The organism is Streptomyces sp. NPDC056948, assembly GCF_042674225.1.
In the GTDB taxonomy this organism is placed as follows: domain Bacteria; phylum Actinomycetota; class Actinomycetes; order Streptomycetales; family Streptomycetaceae; genus Streptomyces; species Streptomyces purpurascens.
Genome location: NZ_JBHUQX010000236.1, coordinates 1 through 14,675 on the forward strand (window position 1 = coordinate 1; position 14,675 = coordinate 14,675).

General features: G+C 73.6%; 8 protein-coding genes. 5 read left to right on the top strand and 3 right to left on the bottom strand.

Annotated features, from left to right (window positions below; genetic code table 11):
- Positions 1–127: 127 nt before the first annotated feature.
- Positions 128–2,113 (top strand): sigma-70 family RNA polymerase sigma factor, encoded by a 1,986-nt coding sequence (locus tag ACFTZL_RS27200; protein WP_382587842.1) that lies wholly within the window; start codon positions 128–130, stop codon positions 2,111–2,113.
- On the opposite strand, the gene ACFTZL_RS27205 is transcribed toward ACFTZL_RS27200, so the two are convergent.
- Together ACFTZL_RS27205 and ACFTZL_RS27210 are read right to left on the bottom strand one after the other, a co-directional pair.
- Positions 2,110–5,400, bottom strand: coding sequence for a BTAD domain-containing putative transcriptional regulator (locus ACFTZL_RS27205; RefSeq protein WP_382587844.1), 3,291 nt, complete (start codon positions 5,398–5,400; stop codon positions 2,110–2,112). The genes ACFTZL_RS27200 and ACFTZL_RS27205 overlap by 4 nt on opposite strands.
- A gap of 246 nt (positions 5,401–5,646) precedes the next feature.
- Positions 5,647–7,761, bottom strand: coding sequence for an asparagine synthase-related protein (locus ACFTZL_RS27210; RefSeq protein WP_382587846.1), 2,115 nt, complete (start codon positions 7,759–7,761; stop codon positions 5,647–5,649).
- A gap of 724 nt (positions 7,762–8,485) precedes the next feature.
- Between ACFTZL_RS27210 and ACFTZL_RS27215 the strand changes: the two genes are divergently transcribed.
- From ACFTZL_RS27215 to ACFTZL_RS27230, 4 genes are all read left to right on the top strand, one after another.
- A complete protein-coding gene (locus ACFTZL_RS27215; RefSeq protein WP_215120504.1) occupies positions 8,486–9,910 on the top strand; it encodes an MFS transporter in 1,425 nt (474 codons plus the stop codon).
- Between the two features lie 70 nt (positions 9,911–9,980).
- Positions 9,981–11,186 carry an L-2-hydroxyglutarate oxidase gene (lhgO, locus tag ACFTZL_RS27220; protein WP_382587848.1) on the top strand — a complete coding sequence of 402 codons (1,206 nt, stop codon included), beginning with the start codon at positions 9,981–9,983 and terminating at the stop codon, positions 11,184–11,186.
- 95 nt (positions 11,187–11,281) lie between these two features.
- Positions 11,282–12,145, top strand: a complete 864-nt coding sequence (trmB, locus tag ACFTZL_RS27225; protein ID WP_382587850.1) for a tRNA (guanosine(46)-N7)-methyltransferase TrmB — start codon at positions 11,282–11,284, stop codon at positions 12,143–12,145.
- A gap of 58 nt (positions 12,146–12,203) precedes the next feature.
- Complete coding sequence (locus ACFTZL_RS27230) at positions 12,204–13,571, top strand: PrsW family intramembrane metalloprotease (protein ID WP_382587852.1); 1,368 nt, start codon at positions 12,204–12,206, stop codon at positions 13,569–13,571.
- A 27-nt stretch (positions 13,572–13,598) separates the two neighbouring features.
- Here ACFTZL_RS27230 and ACFTZL_RS27235 read toward each other — a convergent pair whose 3' ends face one another.
- The gene (locus tag ACFTZL_RS27235) at positions 13,599–14,543 is read right to left on the bottom strand and encodes an aldo/keto reductase (protein WP_382587854.1); all 945 of its coding nucleotides are present in this window, start codon (positions 14,541–14,543) and stop codon (positions 13,599–13,601) included.
- Between the last annotated feature and the right edge of the window lie 132 nt (positions 14,544–14,675).

Here is a 14,675-nt window from a genome sequence, read left to right on the forward strand (position 1 = left end):
GTACTGGCGTGCGGTAAATCCCCACGGATGAGTGATCGTCCGAACTCCGGGGTCCTGACCAAAAGCCAATATGGCACTCTGACCCGGTGGTCTGGACGTGTTGGCCGGCTGGCGGGGGCTTTCCGCGATGGGCGTTGACGGGCGGGACGAGCAAGTACCGAGCCAGGGCGGGCGCGCGAGCGTCCCGCCCGGCGGGCACCCCGCCGACGGCTCGGTCCCGGCACAGCGCGACCGGCACGAGGACAGCGTCCTGCCGCCACCCCGCGAGCTCCCGCCGGCCGACACCGAGCTCATCGACTGGATGCGTTCGGGCGACGACACGGCGTACGAGGAGCTGTACCGGCGCCATGCGCAAGCCGTGCGCCGGTACGCCCGGACCTGCTGCCGTGACGCGCACACCGCGGACGACCTGACCGCCGAGGTCTTCGCCCGCATGCTCCAGGCGGTGCGCGGCGGCTCCGGCCCCCAGCACGCCGTACGCGCGTATCTGCTCACCTCCGTGCGGCGCGTCGCCGCCTCCTGGACGAGGTCGGCGCGGCGGGAACAGCTCGTCGACGACTTCGCGGTCTTCGCCGCCCAGTCCGCGCACGGGCCCGACGTGTCCGACGGCGAAACTCTCGAACTGGGCGCGGACGTCCGGGCGATGCACCAGGCCGAGCGGTCCATGGCCATGCAGGCCTTCCGGTCGCTGCCCGAGCGGTGGCAGGCCGTGCTGTGGCACACCGAGGTCGAGGACGAGTCGCCCAGCGAGGTCGCCACGCTCTTCGGCCTGGACGCCAACGGCACGCGGGTGCTCGCCAGCCGGGCCCGTGAGGGCCTCAAGCAGGCCTACCTCCAGGCCCACGTCAGCGCCACACTCACCGGCGACGAGGAGTGCGCGCGCTACGCCGACCAGCTCGGCACCTACGCCCGCGGCCGGCTGCGCACCCGTGCCGAGCGTGGGCTGCGCAAGCACCTGGACGAGTGCGCGAAGTGCCGGCTGGCCGCGAGCCAGATCGCGGAAGTGGCCGGTGGCATCCCCGCCGTCGTCCCGGTCGCCCTCCTCGGCTGGTTCGGTGCCGCCGGGTACGCCAAGGTGGCCGGGCTCATCGCCGGAGGCGCGGGGGCGGCCGGTACTGGTGCGGCCGCGACGGCAGGCGGAGGCTCGTCCGGCGCGGCAGCGAGCGCGGCAGCGGGCGCGGGCTCGGGCGCCGGTTCGTCCGGCGCGGCAGCGGGCGCGGGCGCCGGTTCGTCCGGTGGGGCGGGAAGCGGAGGCGGTGCGGCGGCGTCCGAGGGGGTCGGCGCGCCCCTGAAGGCCGGTATCGCGGCCGGTGTGGTCGCCGTGGGTGTCGTGGCCGCGGTGGTGATGGCCCTGGCCGGCAACGAGAAGCCGAAGGAGGAAGCGAAGACGTCTCCTCCTCTCCCGACTTCCCCGACGTCGCCGGTGGTGCGGCCCGGCGAGCCCACGCCCTCGCCCTCCCCCTCGAAGGGCGAGCCCGGACCGCGGCCCCCGGGGATCGTGCCCGCGCGCGCCGAGACGCCCGCGCCGACGCCGGCCACCCCAGGGACCGGCCCGCGTCCCACACGCTCCTCGGCCGAGACACCGGCTCCGAAGCCCACCCCGCCGCCCGCGTCCCCGAGGCCGACACCGCCCCCCGCGCCCACGCCCACACCGCCCCCGACCGAGGCGCCGCCCGCCCCGGCCGTCTATCAGTGGAGCGAACTGTCGTACGACATCAGCGGCGACGGCACCGAACCCGAGATGCGGATCGGGGCGAGCAGCTGGGTCTGGAAGCGGTACGGCATGTCGGTCGGCGACCAGCGGCACACGCACGGCGTCACCGTGCACGGCCGCTCCTCCGTCACCATCGACCTCAACCGGCCCTGCTCCTCGTACGACGCGCTCGTCGGTGTGGACGACCTGACGCTGAGGCTCGGCAAGGTGTACTTCTCCGTCTACGCCGACGGGGTCCGGCTGTGGCGGTCCGGGCTGGTCGAGGGCGGGGACCCGGCCGTCCCCGTCCATGTGGATCTCGCCGGCCGCAGCACCGTACGGCTGGTCGTGGAGCCGCGCGGCGCCCTCGACAACGTGGCCCTTGCGGACTGGGCCGAATCGAGGTTCACCTGCGCCTAGCGTGGCTCGGCGGCGTCAAAACTCCGCGCCTCGTCCAGCTCGCGCAGGACGTCATCAGCGGTGAGACCCGCGCCCAGGGCGCGCTCCGACCGGCACCGGGCACTGCCCAGGGCGGCGCGAGCGGTGGCCGCGGTCCGTTCCGCGTGGGCGTGTTCCGGCATGGGGCGAGGGCGGCCGGCCCGCCAGCGGTCGCCGGCGCCCAGCAGCCGTGCCGCACGCGGGAAGTCGCCGAGGTCGGCCAGCACTCCTGCCGCGCTGTCCACGACCGTCGCCCGGATCATGTCGGAGCACCGCCTCTCCACGGCGTCGCGCAGGGCTGCGGCCAGTTTGGCCAGGGCGGGCTCCGGAGCGGTCTCGCTCGCCGTGATCAGGGCGTCGATCAGCTCCAGCATCACCATGAACTGGGGCGGCGGTGTGCCACGCGCGGCCTCCACGTGCGCCGCGCCGCACAGCTCCCGCGCTCGCGCGATGTGTCCCTCCTCGAGAGCGATCTGGGCGCGCAGCAGCAGGACGAACGCCTTGGAGTCCGCCACGGCGTACCGGTCGGCGGCGGCGCTCGCCTCGTCCAGCCCCGCCAGCGCGGCCGGGCGGTCTCCCGCGCGGTAGGCGATCTCGGCGAGCCGGGCGATGAGGAACGGCGACTCGGCGTACGCGCCCACCTCGTAGGCGAGCCGCAGGGCCTCCTCGTACTCCCCTTTGGCCTCGTCGAAACGGCCGCGTGCCATGGCGGCCTCGGCGGCCGCGCTGCACACCTGGGCCCGCAGCCAGCGGTCTCCGGCGCGGCGGCTGAGGGTGCGCAGTTCCGCGAGGTCGTCGTCGACGCCGTCCAGATCGCCGGGGGCGTCGACCACCATGTGCGTACGGAACATCAGGGCGACGGCGGTCTCCCAGTCGCCGCCGTGGGCACGGCAGTTGGCGACGGCGGAGTCCATGGCGGCGCGGACGTCCCCCAGCTCACCCACGAAGGAGGCGATCATCGGCCAGACGAGCCCCGGGACCCGGGCCGCCTGCGGTCCGCCGGCCTCGAAGTACGCCCATACCCGCGTCACATACCGGCGCCGCTCGCCCACGTACGCGTCCATGGGCGTGTCCTCGGCCATGAAGAACAGATGCAGCATGCGCAGTTGCATCCGCAGGGCATGCAGCGGATGCTCCGCTTCGCCGTCCGGCGTGTCGAGGAAGTGGTCGACGGGGTCGGGCACGCCCGGCCCGCCACCGGACGGTACACGCCCCGTGGCATCCATCGCCGCTCCCAGGCGCAGGGTCCGGTCGAGCCACTCCATGCCCTCGTGCCGGTAGGTGCGCAGCCACCAGAACCAGCCCATGGCCAGGGCGAGGGCACCGGCCTCCGCCTCGTCCCCGGCGGTCAGGTTCCGGTCGAGGGCCGCGCGGATGTTGTCCAGCTCGGTCTCCAGGCGGGAGATCCACGGCAGTTGCCCGGCGGAACGCAGCAGCGGGTCGGCCCGCTCGACGAGCGCGCGCACCCAAGCGTGGTGCCTGCGCTCGGCCGCTGCCCGCAGTGGCGGAACCTCGGCGGCGCGCTCGACCGCGTACTCGTGGATGGTCTCCAGCATGCGGTACCGCATCCCGGCGGAGCCGTCGCCCTCGCCGGGGGCGGCCACGACGAGGGACTTGTCGACGAGCGCCCCGATCAGTTCGGCGGCGGGCCCGGTGCACACCGCCTCGGCCGCCGCGAGGTCCCAGCCGCCCGCGAACACGGCCACCTCGCACAGCATCATCCGCTCGGCCTCGTCGAGCAGGTCCCACGACCAGTCGACGACGGCACGCAGGGTCTGCTGGCGGGGCAGGACCGTACGGCTCCCGGAGGTGAGGAGGCGGAAGCGGTCGTCGAGCCGGTCGGCGATCTGCCGGGGGGTGAGCAGCCGGAGCCGGGCCGCCGCCAGCTCGATGGCGAGCGGCAGACCGTCCAGCCGCCGGCAGATCTCCGCCACCGCCCGCTCGTCACGGAGCGCGGCGTCCGGGTCGGGACGGACGGCGGCGGCGCGCTCCGCGAACAGCCGGCGGGCCTGGTCCGGGCGCAGGGGCTCGACCGGACGGACCAACTCGCCCGGCACGCCCAGGGGTTCGCGGCTGGTGGCCAGGATCGTGAGTCCGGGGCAGCGGGTCAGCAGGGTTTCGGCGAGGTGGGCGGCGGCGCCGATGACATGCTCGCAGTTGTCAAGGATCAGGACGTGGCTGCGCGGGGCGCAGTACTCCACGAGCAGGGCGACCGGGTCGTCCGGCACAGCCGTCAGCTCGCTGGTCAGCAGCACGGTCTCGCGCAGACCGAGCGCACTGACCACCGCTCCGGGCACCGCCTCCGGCCGGTCGAGCGGGGCGAGCTCGGCCAGCCAGGCCTGCGGAAGCCCGGCGGCGGCCTCCTCGGCGAGACGGGTCTTGCCGGAGCCGCCCGGTCCGGTGAGGGTGACGAGCCGGGCCCTGTGCACATCGGAACGGATGGCGCTGATCTCGGGTTCCCGGCCGACGAAAGAGGTCAGTCGGGGACGGATGTTGCCGGTCCGCTCGGGCCGTACGGGGGGCGTTGACGAGGGCTTCCGGTCCTGCGCGGACGCGCCGAGCAGCTCCGCGTGCAGGGCGCGCAACTGCGGGCCCGGGTCGGTACCGAGGCCCTCGGCGAGGGCACGGCGGGCCGACTCGTAGGCGGCGAGGGCGTCGGCTTGCCGGCCGGTGTCGCGCAGGGCGCGGATGAGGAGCGCGTGCAGGGGCTCGTCGTACGGGTGTACGGCGGTCAGTTCCCGCAGTTCCGGTACGACGTCCGGCGCGCGGCCGAGCCGTAGGCGGGCCTCGGCCAGGGCCCGGGCCGCCTCCAGGCGCGTGGCCTCCGGGCGGGTGGCCGCGGAGCGGTCGGTCAGGTCGGCGAGGGCGGGGCCGCGCCAGAGGGCGAGGGCGTCGTCGAGATGCCGTTCCGCGCGGGCGGGGGCGTCGGCGGCGAGGGCGTCGGTGCCCTGCTGGACGAGCCGTTCGAAGACGAAGAGGTCGATGTCGTCCTGCGTGGCCGTGAGTCGGTAGCCGCCGGTTTCGGAGGTCGTCACGGCGTCCTTGCCGAGTGCGCGGCGGAGGCGGCCGATGAGGGCTTGGAGGGCGGCGGGGGCGTCCTGGGGTGGGTCGTCCGGCCACACCTCGTCGATCAGCGTCTGGGGTGTGGTGGTGTGGGAGGGGCGTAGGGCCAGGGCGGTGAGGAGGGCGCGGAGGCGGGGGCCGCCGAGGGGGATGGCTGTGCCGTGGTCGTCCTCTGCCGTGGTGGTGCCCAGGATTCTGTACCGCACGGGGTCATTGTCGCTGGGGTGGGGGTGAGGGCCGCGGGGTTTTTGAACGCGGGGTGTTGCTGCGGGGTGTGTTTGCGGGTGCTCGGCGTCGGTGCTGGGGGCGGGTGGGTGCGCAGCCCGGCGTTGCGGGGTGCCGCTGCGCCCACCCGTGCCGCCCCTGGCGGCACGCATGCCCGCAGCTCAACGGCAGCTGGGCGGGGACCGGCGCCCGCAGCTCGGCGGCACGCATGCCCGCAGCTGAGGCGGCTACGTCAGCCGGCCCGCTGCCCCCGCTCCCAACGCCCCCCGTTGCGGTGCGATTCCCGCCGGTACTGCCCGCTGCCGAGCAGGCGTGCCCGTCCAGCAGGTGCCTCGGCGGGCCAGGAGGCGGCGGAGCCAGAGTTCCAGGGAGACCAGGTCCGCGAGGCCGTCCAGGGGGAGGGGTTCGCCGGCCGCCGCGGAGCGCAGGGCCTTGCGGACCACTCGGGCCTCGACCAGGCCCGCTTCCGCCAGGAGGGGCGTGTCGAACAGCGTCACCAGGGAGTCCGCCGCCACTCTCAGGCCCGTTCGGGCCGCGGCCGCCTCGGTCGCCTGGGTCGGGACGCCCCACCCGGGCGGCAGCTCCCGCACTCCGGCCCCCTCCAGCACCGTACGCAGGATCGCCGCCCGAGCCCCGGGCCGTACCCGCAGCGCCTCGGGAAGCGCCCGGGCCGCGCGCACGACCTGGTTGTCGAGGAAGGGCGCGTGCAGCCGCTGGAAGCGGATCTCCGCCGCCTGCTCCAGCACCCGCAGGTCCGCCGCGTGCCGCGCCAGCGCCGCACGCGCGCGGAAGTCACCCGGCCGCTGCCCCGGCCCCACCAGCTCCGACCGGTGCGTCGACGCCTGAAGGCGAACCGATACTTCAGCGAGTGCCTCACCGGTCAGCCAGCGCGCGGCCGGCCCGGGTCTGCCCCAGGTCAGCGCGGCGAGCGAGGCCTCCACCGCGCCACCGGGCGCGTCGAAGCCGTCGTCCGACCGGTGGTCGAGCAGACGCTCGGCCAGGGACTCGATGCCCGACCGGTACGGCATACGGGACAGTCGTCGCGCCGCCGCGTACACGCGCGCGGGGACCAGCACCGACCCGTCCGCCTTGGCCAGCGCGGCGACCGGCCGCACGAGATGACGCCGCCGGCGGTCCATCAGCAGGTCGGCCAGCCGGGCCGGATGGGCGTCCAGGACCTGACGGGCCCCGTAGCCCGTGAAGTGGTCCGCGCTGCCGGACGCCAGCCGCGCCCGGTGCCGTGCCGCCGACACCAGGCACGGCCCGGGTTCGTCGGTCAGCGGGCCGTCCAGGTCGGCGTACGGGAGGGTCTCCTCGCCGCCCGCCACGACCACGTGGTGCAGCCGCGGGTTCGCCGCCAGCGCGCCCGCCCGCTCCAGCTCGGCCTCCTGCCCTGCGACGGCGAGGTCGTTGAACGTGACCGCCAGCAGCCGCTCCCCCGCGCCCGTGCCGTGCCCCAGCACCGTGCCCGGCATCCCGGGCAGCCCCGAGGCCAGCAGTGCCAGCGTCCCCGAGGCCGGTCCGCCGGACAGGTCCGCCCCGATGCCCGGTACGGGCATCCCGCGCGCGGCACGCCGCTCGGCGGGTCCCATGCCGGGCACGGGGCCGGGGTCTATGTCCGCCCCGGGGACGTGCCGCGGCGCGGACAGCCGGGTCCGTACGGCCTCCACGAGCGCGTCGCGCACGGCGTCGACCGCGCTGTCGGGGTCGGCCGGAGGCGCCGCCACCGCCAGCGAGGCGACGGGCTCGTACCCGGCGATCTCCCGCGCACCGGCGCGAAGGATCAGGGCATGCCCCGGCGGAATGCGCTTCACGCCGTCGTACGGCGTGGAGTCGTGCAGCGCGGCGGGTACGTCAGGGGCGGCCAGCAGCGCGGCGAGGTGCCCGAAGTCGAGGTTGGCCTCGATGAGGTCGGCCAGCGGCAGCGCGGCCGTCGCGTACGCCGTACCGCCGGCCCAGGGCGTGTGGAACACCGGCCGCGCGCCCGCGAGATCGCCGCAGACGGTGAGCCTCCTGCCGACCTGCACGATCGCGGTGTAGCTGCCCGGCCAGGCGGTCAGATGCCGAAGCGCCCCGCCGCGCGCGGCGAACAGCGCGACGCGCAACTGCTCGTCGGTGGCACCGCAGATGCCGAGGACCGCGATGCGGGTCCGGTCGTCGGCCTTCACGACCCGCACCTCGTCGGGGCGCCAGTCGCCGACCGCCCACAGCGGATCGGGGTCACCCCAAAGGAGTTGGGAACCCACCGGGTGCACGGTCTCGCCGTCCTGCCCCGTGGCCCCCGCCGAACCCGCAGCGAGTGCTCCCGCGGCGGTACTGCTCCATCCCACCAACCACCGCATCGCCGCCTCCACAGGCTGTGGACAACCAGTGCACCGTACGAACCGGTTCACCATGCTGCCATGAAGGAAGCACTCCAGAGGGCCTCGACGCCGCTTGCGCTCCGTTGAATGCGCCCCGGCGGCGACACCCGCACCGCCCCGAACGCCCCGAACGCAGAAAAGACGGCCGGGACGCAAGGCACGTCAGCGACACGTCTCCGACACGGCTGCGGCGCGAATGCGCCCCCGATACGCGCCCTGACTACGCCTGATGCGCCCTCAAGTGCCGTGGTCGGAGCCCTGATACCTCACGACCGGCGGGGTCGATTTTCAGCCAAATCGCCGTTACGCGGACAGCGTCGAACACGCTCCGTACAGGCTCGGCGCACCACCACCCGATCGCGCAGTCCGGGAGACGGAGCACGCCTCCCGGACCGTTCCGCCGCCCGCGGGGATGTAGGCGGCGGTGTCCCCCAGCCCACTGGATCCAGTACAGCGGGCCGACCCACGCAATGACCATGGAACCGCTCCCGTGATGGCTGGAGAAGAGCGCACGGGCAGGCGCACGGCCACACAGTGGGAGCACGCCGCAACAGCCCGTATCTGAACCGCACTTCAGTACGGACCACAATCCCGCCAACCGGAACAATGCCCCTTAACGCTTGGGATGCGGCGAACTACGCTGGGTTTACGAATGCCGCGTGGTTATGCCAGTGCGGCAGCCGTCTGTGTCGAGGGGTGGCTCATGTCCAGGGAGCAACGCGGGCCGAACGAAAAACTCGGCGCCGTTCTCGCCCTCGCGGGAATCAGCAACGCAGGCCTCGCGCGGCGTGTCAACGACCTCGGCGCCCAGCGCGGTCTGACGCTTCGCTACGACAAGACGTCGGTGGCGCGCTGGGTGTCGAAGGGCATGGTGCCGCAGGGTGCGGCGCCGCACCTCATCGCCGCAGCCATCGGCCAGAAGCTCGGCCGCCCGGTGCCGCTCCACGAGATCGGCCTGGCGGACGCGGATCCCGCGCCCGAAGTCGGCCTCGCCTTCCCGCGGGACGTCGGCCAGGCGGTGCGGTCCGCGACGGAGCTGTACCGCCTCGACCTCGCCGGCCGCCGGGCCGGAACCGGCGGCATCTGGCAGTCGCTGGCCGGATCGTTCGCGGTGAGCGCGTACGCGACGCCCGCCTCACGATGGCTGATAACCCCGGCCGACAGCTCGGTCGCGCGTGACGTGGGCCCCGGCGAGGGCTCCGGCGCACCGCTCAAAGTCGGCCACAGCGATGTGCAGAAGCTTCGGGAGGCCGCCGAGGACGCGCGGCGCTGGGACTCCAAGTACGGCGGCGGCGACTGGCGTTCGTCGATGGTCCCCGAGTGCTTAAGGGTGGAGGCGGCCCCCCTGCTGCTCGGCTCCTACTCCGACGAGGTAGGCCGGGCCCTCTTCGGCGCCTCCGCGGAACTCACCCGGCTCGCGGGCTGGATGGCCTTCGACACCGGCCAGCAGGAAGCGGCCCAGCGCTACTACATCCAGGCCCTGCGCCTGGCCCGGGCGGCGGCGGACGTCCCACTCGGGGGGTACGTCCTGGCCTCCATGTCCCTCCAGGCCACCTACCGCGGCTTCGGTGACGAGGGCGTGGACCTCGCCCAGGCCGCCCTGGAACGCAACCGCGGCCTGGCGACGGCCCGCACCATGAGCTTCTTCCGCCTCGTCGAGGCACGCGCGCACGCCCGCGCGAGTGACGCCCCGGCGGCCGGCGGCGCCCTCAAGGCGGCCGAGAGCTGGCTGGAGCGCGCCCGCCCCGGCGACAACGACCCGAGCTGGCTCGGCTTCTACTCCTACGACCGTTTCGCCGCTGACGCGGCCGAGTGCTACCGCGATCTCAAGGCGCCCCGCCAGGTCCGCCGCTTCACCGAGCAGGCGCTCTCGAAGCCGACGGAGGAGTTCGTCCGCTCGCACGGTCTGCGCCTCGTCGTCTCGGCGGTGGCCGAACTGGAGTCGGGGAATCTGGACGCGGCGTGCGAGCAGGGGGTGCGGGCGGTGGAGGTCGCCGGGCGCATCTCGTCCGCCCGGACCACGGAGTACGTGAAGGATCTTCTCCACCGGCTGGAGCCGTACGGGGACGAGCCGCGGGTGGTGGAGCTCCGTGAGCGTGCCCGGCCGTTGCTGGTGGCTCCCGCCTGAGCGGCGGGCTCGCCGCCGTCCGCGCGTTTGAAGGCGATGTCAGTGGCGCAGTGCACTATCGAGGTGGGAGGTGGTGCTCGTGCGGCTCGCATACGACTGTGACGTGCTGGTGATCGGCGGCGGGATCGTCGGCCTGTCGACGGCGTACGCGATCACACGCGCCGCACCGGGCACACGTGTCACGGTGCTGGAGAAGGAACCGGGCCCCGCCCGGCATCAGACCGGCCGCAACAGCGGCGTCATCCACAGCGGCGTCTACTACCGCCCCGGCTCCCTCAAGGCGCGTTACGCGGTGCGGGGCGCCGCCGAGATGGTCAAGTTCTGCGCCGAGTACGGCATCCCGCATTCCGTCACCGGCAAGCTGATCGTCGCGACCGACCGCTCCGAGCTGCCCCGTCTGCACGCGCTCGTGCAGCGCGGCCGGGAGAACGGGATCCCGGTGCGGGAGCTGTGCGCGTCCCAGATCACGGAGTACGAGCCGGAGGTGCGGGGCCTCGCCGCCATACACGTCGGCACGACCGGCATCTGCGATTTCGTCGCGGTCGCCCGCCAGCTCGCCCACGGCTCGGGCGCGGAGATCCGCTACGGCACGCGGGTCGTGCGCATCGACCGCCGCCCCGAGCTGGGCGTCGCCGCGCTCACGTCGGCCGGGGACGTGGTGCGCGGCCGGGTCCTGGTGAACTGCGCGGGCCTGTACAGCGACGAGATCGCCCGGCTGACCGGGGACGACCCGGACGTCCAGATCGTGCCGTTCCGGGGCGAGTACTACGAACTCGCCCGGCCGGAACTCGTGCGGGGCCTGGTCTACCCCGTCCCCGACCCGGCGTTCCCGTTCCTCGGGGTGCATCTCACCCGCGGCATCGACGGCGGTGTCCACGTCGGGCCCAACGCGGTGCCGGCCCTGGCCCGCGAAGGGTACGGCTGGGGCACGGTCCGCTGGCGCGAGCTGGGGTCGACCCTGACCTGGCCGGGATCCTGGCGGATCGCGCGCCGGCACTGGCGGTACGGGGCCGGTGAGCTGCGCCGGTCGCTGTCCAAGGCGGCGTTCACGGACGCGGTGGGCAGATTGCTGCCCGGGGTGTCCGAGGAAGATCTGGTGCCGACGGCGGCGGGCGTGCGGGCCCAGGCCGTCCTGCGTGACGGCACGCTGGTGGACGACTTCCTGATCCGCGAGGGCGCTCGCACGGTGCATGTGCTGAACGCCCCGTCTCCCGCGGCCACGGCGTCCCTGCCGATCGGCCGGGAGGTGGCGCGGAGGGCACTGAGCGGGCTGTGACACAGGGGCCGGGTGGAGTCGCGACCCGGCAAAGGAGTGCCGCGGCCTCGCCCCACCGCACCCTCTTACGCGACGGCCGTAAAATCGGCCTCACTGTGTCTGACTCCGTGAATACCCCCGAAAGCACCCAGCCGCCCACCACCCCCGACGGCGAGCACCCCGACCACGCGCCCGGTATGTCCATCCGGCACACGCGGGCCAAGGGTGAGCCGCGCTTTCCCGACGGGCCGAAGGCCGATCCCGCCGGGTCGCACTTCGAGCGGCGGATCCGGAGTTTTCAGCCGCGGCGGAGCCGGGTGACCGCGGGGCAGGCGGACGCGCTGCAGCGGTTGTGGCCCAAGTGGGGACTGGACATCGACGGGCACCGGGGGCTCGACCTCGCCGACCTGTTCGGCAGCGACAACCCCGTCGTCCTGGAGATCGGCTTCGGCATGGGCGAGGCGACCGCCCAGATGGCCGCCGCCGACCCCCGCACCAACATCCTCGCCGTCGACGTCCACACCCCCGGCCAGGGCAATCTGCTCAATCTCGCCGACCGGAACGGCATGTCCAACATCCGGGTCGCGAACGGCGACGCGATCATCCTGCTCCGCGAGATGCTCGCCCCGGACTCCCTCGACGGCCTCCGCGTCTACTTCCCCGACCCCTGGCCCAAGAAGCGGCACCACAAGCGCAGGATCATCCAGCCCGACTTCCTGACCCTGGCCGCGACCCGCATCAAGCCCGGCGGGACCGTGCACTGCGCCACCGACTGGGAACCGTACGCCGAGCAGATGCTCGAGGTCCTCACCGCACACCCCGACTTCGAGAACACGCAGGCGGACGGCGGTTTCGCGCCCCGTCCCGAGTTCCGTCCCCTGACCCGTTTCGAGGGCCAGGGACTGGACAAGGGACATGTCGTGAACGACCTCCTCTTCCGTCGCGTACAGCACGAGGACCAACCCCCCGCCGGCGCCTGACCGCCCCCGGATCTCTCCCGCCTGCGGACAGCGCCCATCCGTCGTTAGGGTCAATGCCGTGGCCACCTGCCCCCCATATCCGTCGTACCCCAGCGGTCCCCCCGACGGCGTGCCCCTCACCGGCGCAGCCACCGCCGGCTCCCTGCGGCACGCCCACTGGTGGCAGCGCGCCTGGGTGCGCTACGGCGCGCTGTGCACGCTCCTCGTGATCTCCGGCCTCGTGATCCTCGCCCTGGTCCGCGAGGAGACCGGCACGGAGGGGTTCCTGGTCGGGCTCGGGCTGGCCGTCCTCCCGGTCCCCCTGCTCATAGCCGCGTTCCGCTGGCTGGACCGGGTCGAACCGGGCCCTTGGCGGAACCTGCTGTTCTCCTTCGCCTGGGGCGCCTGCGCGGCGGCGCTGATAGCGATCGTCGCCAACAGCTTCGCGACCCAGTGGATAGCGACGGCGACCGCGGACCCGACGAGCGCGGACACGCTCGGCGCGACCGTCATCGCGCCGGTGGTCGAGGAGTCGGCCAAGGCGGCGGCCGTTCTACTGGTCTTCCTCTTCCGGCGGCGTGACTTCACCGGCATCGTCGACGGCGTCGTCATAGCCGGCGTCACGGCCACCGGCTTCGCGTTCACGGAGAACATCCTCTATCTGGGCATCGCCTTCGGCACCGATCAGCTCGCCGGGCACAGCGGCATCGCCTCCGTCACGGCGGCGACCTTCTTCGTGCGGATCGTCATGTCGCCGTTCGCGCACCCGCTCTTCACGGTCCTCACGGGCATCGGCTTCGGCATCTCCGCGCTGTCGGCGGACCGCCGGCGCATCCGCCGGATCGCCTTCCCGCTCTCCGGGCTGCTGCTCGCGATGGGCATGCACGCGATGTGGAACGGCTCGTCGGCGTTCGGCGAGTACGGGTTCTTCGCCGTGTACGCGGCGTTCATGGTGCCCATCTTCGGGCTGCTGACGTGGCTGGTGATCTGGACCCGGCAGCGGGAGCTGAGGACCGTACGGGCGGAGCTGCCCGCGTATGCCGTCGCCGGCTGGCTGACTCCGGCCGAGCCGTACGCCCTCGGCTCGATGCGGGCCCGGCGGATCGCCCGCCAGTACGCCCGCCGCCACGCGGGGAAGACCGCGGCGCGGGCGGTGGCGCAGTACGAGGCCTACGCGACGTCTCTGGCGTTCCTGCGGCACCGGGGCCGCCGCGGCCGCGCAGGTGCCGACTTCGTCGTACGGGAACGGGAACTGCTGGAGGCACTGTGGCGGCGCCGGGAGGCGGCCCGCCCCGCGCTGGACCACGCGGCGCGGATCACGGCCCCTCCGGTGCCGGTGGCCGCACCGCCCTGGCCGGTGTACGGGGTGTACGGGTACGGCCATCCGACGACGCAGTACTCGGCTCCGTCGACGCCGTACCCCGCGTACAACCCGTACCGGTCGTAGCCGAGGCGGCCGGCCCACGCGGACGGCTCAGGCCGAAGCCTCCGTCAGACGGTCGACCTCCGCCTCCGTCAGCGTGAGCTCCCCGACCCCGACCAGCGCCGGCAACTGCTCCACCGTCCGTGCGGACGCGATCGGCGCCGCCACCGTGGGCCGGGCCGCGAGCCAGGCCAGGGCGACCGTCGCGACAGGGGCGTCGTGGGCCGCGGCGATCTCGTCGAGGGCGCCGAGGACCCTCAGGCCCCGGTCGGTCTCCAGGTGCTTGGCGGCACCGCCGGCCCGCGCGCTGTCGACGGTCGTACCGGGCCGGTACTTGCCGGTGAGGAAGCCGGACGCGAGCGCGTAGTAGGGGACGGCCGCCAGACCGGAGCGCTCGGCCAGGTCCTGGAGCTCGCCCTCGTAGGTGTCGCGGGAGACCAGGTTGTAGTGGGGCTGGAGCGCCACATAGCGGGCGAGGCCCTCACGGTCGGAGAACTCCAGGGAGGCCCGCAGCCGCTCCGCCGAGATGTTGGAGGCGGCGATGTGCCGCACCTTCCCGGCCTTCACCAGCTCGTCGAGCGCCCCGATGATCTCCTCCACCGGCACGTCGGGCCGGTCGAAGTGGGTGTAGTAGAGGTCTATGTAGTCCGTGCGCAGGCGGCGCAGCGAGGCGTCGGCGGCGGCCTTGATGTTGGCGGCGGACAGGCCCTGGAACTCGGGGTGCTGGCTGACCTTCGTGGCGACGACGACATCGGCGCGGTTGCCGCGCGCCTGCAACCACTTGCCGAGGACGGTCTCGGACTCGCCGCCCCGGTTGCCGTCGACCCACGCCGAGTAGACGTCGGCGGTGTCGACGAAGTTGCCGCCGGCGGCGGTGTACGCGTCGAGAACGGCGAAGGACTCGGCCTCGTCCGCGGTCCAGCCGAAGACGTTGCCGCCGAGGGCGAGCGGGAAGATTTCGAGGTCGGAGGAGCCGAGCTTGCGAAGAGAGGTCATGCTCCTCGTCAACGGCCGTGCTGGAGCGGCTCATTCCGGAGCGGACGCAAAGGTCCTGTAAACACCCCCCGCACACACCGGAAACGCACCCGGAAAAACCGGCAGCCCTGACGTCGGGGGGTCGTCGTCAGG